Genomic DNA, 13,014 nt, shown 5'->3' with positions numbered 1-13,014 from the left:
CGAGCGGAGCGACAGGAGGGCGGCCGGGCCGAGCGGCAGCGACGGGAGGACGGATGTACGTCAGACACCTCTCGGTCACCGATTTCCGCTCCTGGGAGCAGGCCGACCTGGACTTCGCGCCGGGGGTCTCGGTGCTGGTGGGCGCCAACGGCCAGGGCAAGACGAACCTCGTCGAGGCGGTGGGCTACCTCGCCACCCTCGCATCGCACCGGGTGGCCGGCGACGCCCCGCTGATCCGGCGCGACGCGAGCTCGGCGAGCATCCGCGCGGTGGCCGTCAACGAGGGTCGCGAGCTCACGGTGCAGGTCGAGATCGCCAGCGGGAAGGCCAACCGCGCCCGCGTCAACCGCTCGCCGGTGCGCAGCCCCCGCGAGGTGCTCGGCATCGTGCGCACGGTCGTGTTCGCGCCCGAGGACCTCGCGCTGGTACGGGGCGACCCCGGCGAGCGCCGCCGGTTCCTCGACGACCTGCTCGTCGCTCGCGCGCCGCGCTGGGCCGGGGCGCGGGCCGACTACGACAAGGTGCTGCGCCAGCGCTCGGCCCTCCTCAAGACCGCCCGCCACGCCCGCGGTGACACGAGCACCCTGGACGTCTGGGACGCCCACCTCGCCCGCGCCGGGGCGGTGCTCGTCGCCGGGCGCCTCGAGCTCACCGCCGCCCTGGCCCCGCACGTGCGGGACGCCTACGCCGCGGTGGCCCCGGAGTCCGAGCCGGTGGGGGCGCGCTACCGCTCGCGCGCCGAGACGGTGGACGCCCTGGGCGGCGAGGCGGCGGCCCCGGCCACGCCCGAGGAGATCGAGGTGCTGCTGCTCGACGAGATGCGCCGACGCCGCAACCAGGAGATCGAGCGCGGGGTGTGCCTCGTCGGCCCGCACCGCGACGACCTCGAGCTCACACTCGGCACGGGCCCGGCGAAGGGGTACGCCAGCCACGGGGAGTCGTGGTCGCTGGCGCTCGCGCTGCGCCTCGGGGCGTTCGAGCTGCTCCGGGGCGAGGGCTCCGAACCCGTCCTGATCCTCGACGACGTCTTCGCCGAACTGGACGCCCGCCGGCGCCGGGCCCTGGCGCGGACCGCGGTGAACGCGGAGCAGGTGCTCGTCACCGCGGCGGTGGACGACGATGTCCCGGATGACCTGCAGGGGGCACGCTTCGTGGTCGATTCGGGCACGGTGCGTGAGATGAGTGCGGCGGCACGGACGACAGGGGGTGCGCCTGGTGGGCCGGACGCGTGACAACGGTGGAGGTCCTGGGGACAGACCTGTGGATGCTGTGGACAACTCCCCGAACAGATCCCCGGGAGCCCCCCGCGGCGGCCCGGATCCGGGGCGCGAGCAGGGACGGCGCCCCGGAGACACTGTCCACACACCCGAACGGCGCTCCGACGGGGGCAGTCCGGACGACCGGAGCACCCCCGGGACGGGCGAGGAGAAGCGGGGCGCGGACCTCGCTCGCGACGCCCTCGCCGCCGCCCGGGCCGCGAGCGCCGCGCGGCGGGCCGCCGGCGGGGGTGCGGCGGGGATCCGCAAGCCGGTGCGTCGTACCGGGACGGGCATGGGCCGCCCGCGCCGTCGTGGCTGGTCGGGCTCGGGTGCCGACGAGCGCGACCCGCAGATGCTCGGGCGGCTGGCGTCCCGGCTGTCCGGCGACCGCGGGTGGGTGCCGCGCCTCGCGAACGGGTCGGTCTTCGGGCGCTGGGCCGAGCTGGTGGGCGAGGAGGTCGCCGAGCACGCCCGTCCCGTGTCCCTGCGCGACGGCGTCCTCACCGTCGCGGCCGACTCGACGGCCTGGGCCACCCAGCTGCGCCTGCTGCAGCGCCAGCTGATCGGGAAGCTGGCGGCCGGGCTCGGTGACGGGGTCGTGAAGACGATGCGCATCCACGGCCCGACCGCGCCGAGCTGGCGCCGCGGGCCCCGCCACGTCTCGGGCCGCGGACCGCGCGACACGTACGGCTGACGGTCCGCGCGGGCGGTCCGACGACGGGCCGTCAGAGGCGCGCGGGACGCCTCGCGGGCGGTCGGACCCTCCCGATGCCGATTCGTGCGCCGTGTGACGCGCTGAGCCGCGTGCCCGGGCCGTTCTGGGATGGGTGACCCGGTAGACTGGAGGCAGATGTTCCGCCCGCGCGCGATGCGCACGGGCCGTGTCCACGCGAGGGAGACACCAGAGCCCGTGGCAGCCGCACCGAACTCGGCCCAGAAGAAGAACAACGGGGACTACAGCGCCTCGTCCATCACCGTCCTCGAGGGCCTCGAGGCAGTCCGCAAGCGGCCCGGCATGTACATCGGCTCCACGGGCGAGCGCGGGCTCCACCACCTCATCTGGGAAGCCGTCGACAACTCCGTCGACGAGGCGATGGCCGGCTACGCCAGCAGCGTTTCGGTGACGCTGCAGGCGGACGGCGGGATCGCCGTCGTCGACGACGGCCGCGGCATCCCGGTCGACGAGCACCCGGTGGAGAAGAAGCCCGCGGTCGAGATGGTCATGACCATGCTCCATGCCGGCGGCAAGTTCGACGACAAGTCGTACGCGGTCTCCGGCGGTCTGCACGGCGTCGGCATCAGCGTCGTGAACGCGCTGTCCACCGCGCTCGACGTCGAGATCCACCGCGACGGCCAGATCTGGACCCAGCACTACGACCACTCGGTGCCCGGCACGCTCAACCAGGTCGGCAAGACCAGGAAGACCGGTACGTCGATCACCTTCTGGGCCGACCCGACGATCTTCGAGTCGACCACCTACAACTTCGAGACGATCTCGCGCCGCCTGCAGGAGATGGCCTTCCTCAACAAGGGCCTGACCATCCACCTGCGCGACGAGCGCAAGCCCGAGGGCGCCGACGCCGACGGCACCGATCTCGACGAGGTCCCGGACGCCGAGGGCTACGTCTCGAAGGTCACGGAGCGCACGTTCCACTACCCGGGCGGCCTCGAGGACTTCGTCGCCCACATCAACCACGCCAAGGACCCGATCCACCGCAAGCCGGTGGGGTTCCAGGCGGAGGGCACCGGCCACCAGGTCGAGGTCGCGATGCAGTGGAACTCGGGCTACTCCGAGTCCGTCTACACGTTCTGCAACACGATCAACACCACCGAGGGCGGCACCCACGAGGAGGGCTTCCGCTCCGCGCTCACCGCGACGGTCAACCGCTACGCGCGGGACAAGAAGCTCATCAAGGACAAGGACCCGGCACTCACCGGCGACGACATCCGTGAGGGCCTCGCCGCGATCGTGTCGGTGAAGGTCGCCGAGCCGCAGTTCGAGGGCCAGACCAAGACCAAGCTCGGCAACACCGAGGTGCGCTCGTTCGTCCAGAAGGTGTGCAACGAGCACCTCGGCGACTGGTTCGAGTCCAACCCGGCCGAGGCCAAGACCATCATCAACAAGGCGGTCGGCTCGGCGCAGGCCCGGCTCGCGGCCCGCAAGGCCCGCGAGCTCGTCCGCCGCAAGACGGCCGGCGACCTCGGCGGCCTGCCCGGCAAGCTCGCCGACTGCCGCAGCAACGACCCCGAGCGCAGCGAGGTCTACATCGTCGAGGGCGACTCGGCGGGCGGCTCGGCCAAGTCGGGGCGCGACTCGATGTTCCAGGCGATCCTCCCGATCCGAGGGAAGATCATCAACGTCGAGAAGGCCCGCATCGACCGCGTCCTGAAGAACAACGAGGTCCAGTCGATCATCACGGCGCTCGGCGCGGGCATCCATGACGAGTTCGACCTGACGAAGCTGCGCTATCACAAGATCGTGCTGATGGCCGACGCCGACGTCGACGGTCAGCACATCCGCACCCTGCTGCTGACGCTGCTGTTCCGGTTCATGCGCCCGCTGGTGGAGAACGGGCACGTGTTCCTGGCGATGCCCCCGCTGTACAAGATCAAGTGGGGTGGCCGGAACGCTGAGCCGGAGTTCGCCTACAGCGACCGCGAGCGCGACAGCCTGATCGAGGCCGGCCGCGCCGCCGGCAAGAAGATCAACAAGGACGACGGCGTCCAGCGCTACAAGGGCCTCGGCGAGATGAACGCCAAGGAGCTGTGGGAGACCACGATGGACCCCGCGACCCGGCTGATGCAGCGGGTCACGCTGGACGACGCCGCCACGGCGGACGAGCTCTTCAGCGTGCTCATGGGCGAGGACGTCGAGTCCCGGCGCTCGTTCATCACCCGCAACGCGAAGGACGTGCGCTTCCTCGACGTGTAGTCGAGGTCGAGCCTCGAGGGCCCGGGCGCCGCGGGATGTTTCCCGTGGAACCCGGGCCCTCGTCGTGGGCGGGGTGTGCGGACGGCCCCGTCCCGGACGCCCGTCGTCGTGCGCACGGCCCAGTTCTGGGCCGGGTTCTTTGCCGGTCCTTGACCTCGTCGTGGGCTGGTCGTCTCATGACCGGGCACCCCGACGACGAGGAGCACGCCATGGTCACCGACGCCTCCGGGCCCGACACCGTCGGCGGCGACCGCCCCGGCCCCTCGCTGCGCGTTCCCCGCAAGGTCGCTCTGGCCAGCCTGGTCGGCACCACCATCGAGTGGTTCGACTTCTTCATCTACGGCACCGCGGCCGCACTGGTGTTCGGGAAGCTGTTCTTCCCGTCCGCCTCGCCCACCGCCGGCACCATCGCCGCCTTCGGGACGTTCGCGGCCGGCTTCCTCGCCCGGCCCTTCGGTGGCGCGGTGTTCGCGCACTTCGGCGACCGCGTGGGCCGCAAGCCCATGCTCGTGTGGTCGCTGCTGCTCATGGGCGCGTGCACGGTCGCGATCGGGCTGCTGCCCAGCTACGGCGCCATCGGCGTGGCGGCCCCGATCCTGCTCGTGGTGCTGCGCATCGGGCAGGGCTTCGGCGTCGGCGGGGAGTGGGGCGGCGCCGCGCTCATGGCCGTGGAGAACGCGCCTCCGAACCGTCGCGGCTTCTACGGGAGCTGGCCGCAGGTCGGCGTGCCGCTCGGCCTCGTGTGCGGCACGGGGGCGTTCCTCATCCTCGACCTCACGTTGACCGAGGAGCAGTTCCTGTCCTGGGGCTGGCGCGTGCCGTTCCTGGCCAGTGCCGCGCTCATCGCCGTCGGGATGTGGATCCGCCTGACCGTCGCCGAGAGCCCGGTCTTCCGCGAGTCCATGGAGACGAAGTCCGCGGCGCGGATGCCCGTGGTCGAGGCGTTCCGCACCTACCCGAAGGAGATCCTGCTCGCCTCCGGGTCGTTCCTCGCCACCAACGCGACCTTCTACGTCGGGTCGGTCTGGCTGGTCTCCTACGCCACGACGACCCTGGGCTACGACCGCACCGAGATCCTCGCGGCGAACACCGCCCTGTCCGCCTCCGACATCCCGATGATCCTGCTGCTCGGCCTGCTCTCGGACTACGTGGGCCGACGACGGATGTTCCTCGCCGGTATGGGGCTGCTCGCGGTGTTCGGCATCCCGTACTTCCTGCTCGTGGGCACGGGGAACCTCGCGCTGTTCATCCTCGGCGGCCTCGTCGTGCAGGCCTGCCGGAGCGCGGTCTACGGCCCGCAGTCGGCCTACTTCGCCGAACAGTTCCCCACCCGCCTGCGCTACAGCGGCGCCTCGCTGGCCTACCAGCTCGCCTCGATCCTCGGCGGGATCGCTCCGACGATCTGCGCAGTGCTGGTGGCCTGGACGGGCAGCCTGATGTCCGTCGCCGTCTACGTCGTGGGCATGGCGCTGATCTCCCTCGCGTGCTCGTACGCCATGACCGAGACCCTCTCCCGCGGCCTGCTGGACGACCCGCGGGCGACGCAGGACGCCACCGCGGGCCGCTCCGCCGGCTGATCCCCGGACGCGGTCACGGACGCGCCGCCCGGGGGAACCGGGAGCGCGTCGGCGTCGTCGGTAGAATCGGGTGGTTGGGTCCACGGCCGCGCTGGTCGCGGGCCCGGTGAACGGGCCGCCCCCCTCGAGACGGCGCGGTGTCCGCCGCGCCCGGGGCGCCAGAAGGGGAGACCGACCGCGTGACCGAGACGACCCTGCCTCCTGACTCCGGCGAGCGCATCGAGCCGGTCGACATCCAGCAGGAGATGCAGCGCTCCTACATCGACTACGCGATGTCGGTGATCGTGGGTCGGGCGCTGCCGCTGGTGGAGGACGGGCTCAAGCCGGTCCACCGCCGCGTCCTGTACTCGATGTACGACTCCGGGTTCCGGCCCGACCGCAGCTACGTGAAGTGCGCCCGCGTCGTCGGCGACGTCATGGGCAACTACCACCCGCACGGCGACTCGGCGATCTACGACGCCCTCGTGCGCCTGGCCCAGCCGTGGTCCATGCGCTACCCGCTGATCGACGGCCAGGGCAACTTCGGCTCGCCGGGCAACGACCCCGCCGCCGCCATGCGCTACACCGAGTGCCGGCTCACGCCGCTCGCGATGTCGATGCTCGCGGACATCGACGAGGAGACCGTCGACTTCGCGGACAACTACGACGGCCGCACCCAGGAGCCGACGGTCCTCCCGGGCCGCGTGCCCAACCTGCTGATCAACGGCAGCGCGGGGATCGCCGTCGGCATGGCCACCAACATGCCGCCGCACAACCTGCGCGAGGTGGCCGCGGGCGCGATGTGGGCGCTCGACAACCCGGAGGCCTCCGAGGAGGAGACCCTCGAGGCCCTCATGGGCTTCATCAAGGGCCCGGACTTCCCCACCGCCGGCCTCGTCGTCGGCTCCGACGGCATCGAGTCGGCCTACCGCACCGGCCGCGGCTCGATCCGCATGCGCGCGGTGGTCGAGGCCGAGGAGGACGCCAAGGGACGCACCATCCTGGTGGTCACCGAGCTGCCCTACCAGGTCAACCCGGACTCGCTGATCGAGTCGATCGCGACGCTCGTGCGCGACGGGCGCATCGCGGGCATCGCCGAGATCAACGACGAGTCGTCGGACCGCGTGGGCCGCCGCATCGTCATCACGCTGCGCCGCGACGCCGTCGCGAAGGTCGTGCTGAACAACCTCTACAAGCACACGCAGCTGCAGTACAGCTTCGGCGTCAACATGCTCTCGATCGTCGACGGCGTGCCGCGCACCCTGCGGCTCGACCAGATGATCCGGCACTGGATCCGCCACCAGATCGACGTCATCGTCCGGCGCACCCGCTACCGCCTGCGCAAGGCCGAGGAGCGGGCCCACATCCTGCGCGGGCTGGTCAAGGCCCTCGACGCGCTCGACGAGGTCATCGCCCTCATCCGCGCGTCGGAGACCGTCGACGTCGCGCGCTCCGGCCTGATGGACCTGCTCGAGATCGACGAGATCCAGGCCCAGGCGATCCTGGACATGCAGCTGCGTCGCCTGGCCGCCCTCGAGCGCCAGAAGATCATCGACGAGCTGGCCGAGATCGAGGAGACGATCCGCGACCTCGAGGACATCCTCGCCCGCCCGGAGCGACAGCGGCAGATCGTCCGCGACGAGCTCGGCGAGATCGTCGAGAAGTACGGCGACGATCGCCTGACGCGTCTCGTCGGCTACGACGGCGAGGTCGCCGACGCCGACCTCATCGCGGTCGAGGACGTCGTCGTCACCATCACGCGCACCGGCTACGCGAAGCGCACCAAGACCGACCTCTACCGCGCGCAGAAGCGCGGCGGGCGCGGTGTCCAGGGCGCGACGCTCAAGCAGGACGACCTCGTGGCGCACTTCTTCGTGTGCTCCACGCACGACTGGCTGCTCTTCTTCACCAACAAGGGCCGGGTGTACCGGGCCAAGGCCTACGAGCTGCCCGAGGCCAACCGCAACGCCCGCGGCCAGCACGTGGCGAACCTCCTCGCGTTCCAGCCCGAGGAGCAGATCGCCCAGGTCATGCACATCAAGGACTACGACGCCGCGCCGTACCTGGTGCTCGCGACGAAGGCCGGCCTGGTGAAGAAGTCGCGCCTCACCGACTTCGACTCCAACCGCGCCGGCGGTCTCATCGGCATCAACCTGCGCGAGAGCGACGAGCTCGTCGGCGCGGTGCTGTGCTCCGGTGACGACGACCTGCTCCTGGTCTCCGCCGAGGGGCAGTCGATCCGCTTCACGGCCACCGACGACGCCCTGCGTCCGATGGGCCGGGCGACGTCCGGCGTCACCGGCATGCGCTTCAACTCCGGCGACGAGCTGCTCTCGCTCGGCGTGGTGCGCGAGGGGACGTTCCTGCTGGTCGCCACCGGCGGGGGCTACGCGAAGCGCACGCCGATCGACGAGTACCCGGTGCAGGGTCGCGGCGGCAAGGGCGTGCTGACCCTGCAGTACGACCGTCGTCGCGGGACCCTGGTCGGTGCCTTGATCGTCGAGCTCGACGACGAGCTCTACGCGATCACGACGAGCGGCGGGGTGATCCGGACGACGGCCAAGTCGGTGCGCAAGGCGGGTCGCCAGACGAAGGGGGTGCGCCTGATGAACCTCGGGGAGACCGGCACCCTCCTCGCCATCGCGCGCAACGCCGAGGAGGCGGCCGATCCCGACGCGGGCGGCCCGACCTCCCCGCCGCAGCCGTGACCCCTGATCCCGTCACCGACCGACGAGACGAGTCCTCGTGAGCACACCGAGCAAGCCGGACGACCCGGACCCCGCCCCGTCGTCGGAGACGTCGGGAACCGGTGGGGCCCGGACGAGCACCGAGGAGGCCGCTCCGGCGGAGTCGACCACCCGGGTCCCGGCCGTGGAGGACGACGGTAGCCCGAAGGGCTCGTCGGGCACCGCGTCGGGCAAGGGGACGCCGAGCACCGACAAGCCCGGCACGGAGGCCCCGGCCACGGAGACGTCCGGGACGTCCCCGACGACCCAGACCACCCAGACCTCCGAGGCGCCGGACGCCGGTGGTGAGTCGACCTCCTCCGGCGGCTCGGCCGGTCCGCCGCCGCCGTGGCAGCGCGGCGGCGCGGCGACCGGTCCGCCGTCGAGCCCGATGCCGACCGCGGGGCGGCCCGGTCCGCGGCCCGCAAGCCCGCCCACCCCGGCCGGCGGCCAGCCGCGCGCCGGCGGTCCTCCCGGCGGCGCCCACCCGCCGTCGGGTCCGTTCCAGCGACCCGGCGGACCGGGACCGCAGGGCGGCCCGGGCGGTCCGGGCGGTCCATCCAATGGCCGTCCTCCGCAGGAGGGCATGGGCACCCCGGCCGGCGGCATCACCGCCGCCGTGCGGACCTCGGCGCCCACCGGGACCGGACGGCCCGGCGGCACGGGTGACGGCGGGGGCGCCGGGCAGCCGGCCTCGTCGGGCATCGACGCGCCCACCAACCAGCTCTCCCCGGAGCAGCTGGGGCTGCGCGGTCGTGAGTCCGACGAGCCGCGGCGTGAGCCCGACGACGTCGCCGAGCTCGCGGCGGGACGCCCCCGCAGCAGCAAGGCGCCCCGGCGGGCGAGCCTGCAGGTGCGGCGCTTCGACCCGTGGTCGGTGCTGAAGCTCGCCCTCGTGCTGGGTGTCGCGCTGTTCTTCGTGTGGATGTTCGCGGTGGGCGTGCTCTACGCCGTGCTCGACGGCATGGGCGTCTGGGCGCAGCTCAACGGCACCTACCAGGACCTGACGTCGGACTCGGGTGGCGGCGGCGAGCTCATCACAGCCGGCGGCGTGTTCGGTGTCGCGGCGGTCATCGGCGTCGTGAACATCATCCTGTTCACCGCGCTCGCGAGCGTGTCGGCGTTCATCTACAACATCTCGGCCGACGTCGCGGGAGGCATCGAGGTCACGCTCTCCGAGCGCGACTGACGGCCTCGGGGCGGGTGCTCGGCGGCCGGTGCCCGTCGGGTACCGTGACGCCTGCACTCGGGTTCGTCCCTGCGAGGGCCCATAGCTCAGTTGGTTAGAGCGCGTCGCTGATAACGACGAGGTCGCTGGTTCAAATCCAGCTGGGCCCACCCACTCGGTGCGACCTCACCGGACACGAGAACGGCCCCGGAGCATCGCGCTCCGGGGCCGTTGTTCGTCGACGCGGGCTTCAGCCCGAGAACGACGCGGCGTGGTCGGAACCCTTGCGCTGGGCCTCCCAGGCCTCGACCACGTTGTTCGGCACGCGGCCGCGGTCGGAGACCTCGAATCCCTGGCCCTTGGCCCACTCGCGGATCTGCTTCGAGGTCTCACGGTCGTAACCGCCGGGGGACGTCGCCCGCGGGGTGCCGGTGCCGGCGCCCGAGCGACGACGGCCGTTGCCGCCGGCGGAGGAACGCCGACCGCCGGTGCGACGCGCGGCAGCGACGTACTCCGCGAGCGCGTCCCGGAGCCGGGCACTGTTCTTGTCGTCGAGGTCGATCTCGTACGTCACCCCGTCGAGCGCGAACTCGACCGTGGTGATGTCCTCGGCCTCTTCGCCGGTCAGGTCGTCGACCAGGGTGACGATGGTCTTCTGGGCCATGGCGGGCGTGACTCCTCACTTGTCCATGGAATCGACGCGGGTGTCGTTCGATGTCACTCGACATTAGCAAAGGAAAGAGCGCCTGATCGCACCGCACTCCTTTCGTGCCGCGGACGTCACTCTCCGGGCGACAAATACGAGACCAGGCCCTTCAGCCCCTCGCCGAACACATCGCGGCCGAACAGAGTACAGAGCTGCTCACTCTCGGCGGGATGGCAGTCGAACACGACGCCCCACGCGACGAAGGATTCCCCGGTCGTGGTCACGGGGAAGACCCGGAGCGTGGATCGGTAGTCCTGGACCGCGAACGGCGAATCGAGGATCGCGTAGGTCAGACGTCGTTCCCGGTCGTCGAGGGCGACGAGTCGTTCGCGCACGGTTCCGCCGTCGCCGAGGGTCAGACGGCGCACGGCGCCCACCTGGTCGCCGCGCAGGTCGCCCTCCAGTTCGCTGGCCTCGATCGCCGGGACCCAGGACGGCAGACCGTCGAAGTCGCGGATCGTGCGCCACACGGTGTCGACGTCGGCGGGGATGACGGCGGTGCTGGTCACCTCGGGCATCAGGCGTTCTCCTCGTGGTTCCGGTTGTCGTTCCCGTGGTCGGGGCGCAGGGCGACGAACGCCCGGGTCGTGGCGGTCAGGGCCTGCTCGGTGGGCAGGCGTTCCATGCTGCTGGCGCCGTAGAAGCCGTGGCAGGTGCGCGTGCGGGACAGGACGTACGCCGCGTCCTCGGGCGACGAGACGGGGCCGCCGTGCACGAGCACGAGGACGTCGTCGCGGACCTCCCGGGCGGCGGCCGCCCATTCGTCGACGAGTGCGACGCAGTCGTCCAGCGACTTCGCGGTCCGGGCGCCGATCGATCCGCCGGTGGTGAGGCCCATGTGACACACGACGATGTCCGCGCCGGCGGCGGTCATCGCGCGGGCGTCGTCGACGGAGAACACGTAGGGCGTGGTGAGCAGATCCTCGTCGTGCGCGGCGGCGACCATCTCGACCTCGCGGTCGAACCCCATCCCGGTCTCCTCGAGATTCACCCGGAAGGTGCCGTCGATGAGTCCGACCGTCGGGAAGTTCTGGATGCCGGCGAAGCCGAGTTCGCGCAGCTCGCGGAGGAACCGTGTACGCAGCAGGAACGGGTCGGTGCCGTTCACGCCGGCGAGCACCGGGGTGTGCCGTACGACGGGGATGACCTCGCGCGCCATCTCCACGACGATGTCGTTGGCGTTGCCGTAGGCGAGCAATCCGGCGAGCGAACCCCGCCCGGCCATCCGATATCGGCCGGAATTGTAGATGACGATGAGGTCGATCCCGCCCTCTTCCTCGCAGCGGGCGGACAGGCCGGTGCCGGCGCCGCCGCCGACGATCGGCTCGCCACGATCGACCTTGGCGCGGAGGCGCTCGACGATCTCGGCGCGGGTCACGGGCGTCCTCCGGTGATCTCCTCGAGCGCGGCGACGAGGGTCGCGGCGAACTCGGGGTCGTTGACGTGGTGGGGGCTCTCGACGATCCGGTGGTCGTCGTCGACGCGGACCCGCTCGCGCAGGGTGTCGAACAGCACGGCGTCCGCCTCGGCGTCGGCGAAGGGCATGCCGGGCGCGTCGAGGGCCGAGACGCCGCCCGTCGGCAGGACGAGGCGCACCGGCCCGGGGCAGGCGTTGAGCTTGTCGGCCAGGAACTCCGCGGCGGCCCGGCACTCCTCGGGGGTCGTGCGCATCAGGGTCACCTGGGCGTTGTGCTCGTAGAGCGTCCGGCCCCGGAACTGCTCGGGCACGGTGTCGGGCGCCCCGAAGTTGACCATGTCCAGCGCACCGACCGACCCCACCCACGGCACCCCGGTGCGGGCGATCGCACCGAGACGGTCCTCGTTGGCGGCCATGATCCCGCCGACGACGAGGTCGGCGATCTCGGTGGTGCTGACGTCGACGACGGCCTCGACCAACCGATCGTCGACGAGCTTCTCCATCGCGCGCCCACCGGTGCCGGTGGCGTGGAAGACGAGGCAGTCCCAGCGGTCGGCGACCGCCTCGGTCACGGCGGTGACGCACGGCGTCGTGACACCGAACATCGTCAGCCCGAGCGCCGGCTTGTCCTGGGCCTCCGGCACGGGTGCCGCGATGGCCCCGCCCAGGGCGTGCGCGGCGTTGGACAGCACCCGCCGGCTGATGCGGTTGAGCCCCGCCACGTCGGTGACCGAGTACATGAGCGTGAGGTCCACCGAGCCGACGTACGGCGCGACGTTCCCCGAGGCCACCGTCGACACCACGATCTTCGGGACACCCACGGGGAGACGCTGCAGCGCGGGCGTGACGAGGGCCGTGCCCCCGGATCCGCCGAGCGCGAGCACGCCCGCGAGGTCGTCGCGGGCCGGGAGCCACCGCTGCAGCGCCTCGCTCATCGCCGACACCGAGCTCCCGCGGTCGCCGGTGAACGCCTCCGCGCCGGCGACCTCCCGAGGCCCGACGTCGGCGGTGGTCGCGCCGGGGTCGGAGGTGCCGACGTCGACCGTCGTCACCTCGTGGCCCGCGTCTCGCAGGAGCCCGGCGACGTAGCGCAGCTCCTCGCCCTTCGTGTCGAAGGTGCCCACCACGTAGGCACGACCCGTCCCAGCCATCCGCGCTCCCGTCCACGACGTCGTCCGCCGGGACGGTTCCTACCGCCCGCGCCCGGTCCCGCGCGACCGGCAGGCGGCGCCGGGCCCTGAGGTACCGTG

The 13,014-nt window shown here is 71.9% G+C and carries 10 protein-coding genes and 1 tRNA gene; 7 read left to right on the top strand and 4 right to left on the bottom strand.

Annotated features, from left to right (window positions below):
• The first annotated feature begins 53 nt into the window (after positions 1-53).
• From recF to OG774_RS20520, 7 genes are all read left to right on the top strand, one after another.
• Positions 54-1,232, top strand: coding sequence for a DNA replication/repair protein RecF (recF, locus tag OG774_RS20550; RefSeq protein ID WP_328303828.1), 1,179 nt, complete (start codon positions 54-56; stop codon positions 1,230-1,232).
• A 319-nt stretch (positions 1,233-1,551) separates the two neighbouring features.
• Positions 1,552-1,953, top strand: coding sequence for a DciA family protein (locus OG774_RS20545; protein ID WP_442873895.1), 402 nt, complete (start codon positions 1,552-1,554; stop codon positions 1,951-1,953).
• A 216-nt stretch (positions 1,954-2,169) separates the two neighbouring features.
• A complete protein-coding gene (gene gyrB, locus OG774_RS20540; RefSeq protein ID WP_328303826.1) occupies positions 2,170-4,191 on the top strand; it encodes a DNA topoisomerase (ATP-hydrolyzing) subunit B in 2,022 nt (673 codons plus the stop codon).
• A 176-nt stretch (positions 4,192-4,367) separates the two neighbouring features.
• Positions 4,368-5,768, top strand: coding sequence for an MFS transporter (locus OG774_RS20535; protein WP_328303824.1), 1,401 nt, complete (start codon positions 4,368-4,370; stop codon positions 5,766-5,768).
• 179 nt (positions 5,769-5,947) lie between these two features.
• Positions 5,948-8,455: a DNA gyrase subunit A gene (gyrA, locus tag OG774_RS20530; protein WP_328303822.1), complete on the top strand. Its 2,508-nt coding sequence runs from the start codon at positions 5,948-5,950 to the stop codon at positions 8,453-8,455.
• A gap of 37 nt (positions 8,456-8,492) precedes the next feature.
• Positions 8,493-9,662 carry a DUF3566 domain-containing protein gene (locus OG774_RS20525; RefSeq protein ID WP_442873894.1) on the top strand — a complete coding sequence of 390 codons (1,170 nt, stop codon included), beginning with the start codon at positions 8,493-8,495 and terminating at the stop codon, positions 9,660-9,662.
• A gap of 75 nt (positions 9,663-9,737) precedes the next feature.
• A tRNA-Ile gene (locus OG774_RS20520) sits at positions 9,738-9,811 on the top strand.
• An 80-nt stretch (positions 9,812-9,891) separates the two neighbouring features.
• Here the strand turns inward: OG774_RS20520 and OG774_RS20515 are convergent.
• From OG774_RS20515 to OG774_RS20500, 4 genes are all read right to left on the bottom strand, one after another.
• A complete protein-coding gene (locus OG774_RS20515; RefSeq protein ID WP_274187552.1) occupies positions 9,892-10,305 on the bottom strand; it encodes a histone-like nucleoid-structuring protein Lsr2 in 414 nt (137 codons plus the stop codon).
• A gap of 116 nt (positions 10,306-10,421) precedes the next feature.
• Complete coding sequence (locus tag OG774_RS20510) at positions 10,422-10,865, bottom strand: SRPBCC family protein (protein ID WP_328303819.1); 444 nt, start codon at positions 10,863-10,865, stop codon at positions 10,422-10,424.
• The gene (locus OG774_RS20505) at positions 10,865-11,725 is read right to left on the bottom strand and encodes a phosphoenolpyruvate hydrolase family protein (RefSeq protein ID WP_328303817.1); all 861 of its coding nucleotides are present in this window, start codon (positions 11,723-11,725) and stop codon (positions 10,865-10,867) included. Before OG774_RS20505 ends, OG774_RS20510 begins: the two co-directional genes overlap by 1 nt.
• Complete coding sequence (locus OG774_RS20500) at positions 11,722-12,915, bottom strand: Tm-1-like ATP-binding domain-containing protein (RefSeq protein ID WP_328303815.1); 1,194 nt, start codon at positions 12,913-12,915, stop codon at positions 11,722-11,724. Before OG774_RS20500 ends, OG774_RS20505 begins: the two co-directional genes overlap by 4 nt.
• Between the last annotated feature and the right edge of the window lie 99 nt (positions 12,916-13,014).

Source organism: Actinomycetospora sp. NBC_00405 (assembly GCF_036044095.1).
In the GTDB taxonomy this organism is placed as follows: Bacteria; Actinomycetota; Actinomycetes; order Mycobacteriales; family Pseudonocardiaceae; genus Actinomycetospora; species Actinomycetospora callitridis.
The sequence above is the reverse complement of the archived record's forward strand: the minus strand, read 5'-3'. Positions and strand labels throughout refer to the sequence as shown.

What these genes read in the sequence shown, in the direction of transcription:
- recF (WP_328303828.1), top strand. Translation starts at nt 54, where the DNA reads ATGTACGTCAGACACCTCTCGGTCACCGATTTCCGCTCCTGGGAGCAG.
- OG774_RS20545 (WP_442873895.1), top strand. Translation starts at nt 1,552, where the DNA reads ATGGGCCGCCCGCGCCGTCGTGGCTGGTCGGGCTCGGGTGCCGACGAG.
- OG774_RS20535 (WP_328303824.1), top strand. Translation starts at nt 4,368, where the DNA reads ATGACCGGGCACCCCGACGACGAGGAGCACGCCATGGTCACCGACGCC.
- OG774_RS20515 (WP_274187552.1), bottom strand. Translation starts at nt 10,305, where the DNA reads ATGGCCCAGAAGACCATCGTCACCCTGGTCGACGACCTGACCGGCGAA.
- OG774_RS20510 (WP_328303819.1), bottom strand. Translation starts at nt 10,865, where the DNA reads ATGCCCGAGGTGACCAGCACCGCCGTCATCCCCGCCGACGTCGACACC.
- OG774_RS20500 (WP_328303815.1), bottom strand. Translation starts at nt 12,915, where the DNA reads ATGGCTGGGACGGGTCGTGCCTACGTGGTGGGCACCTTCGACACGAAG.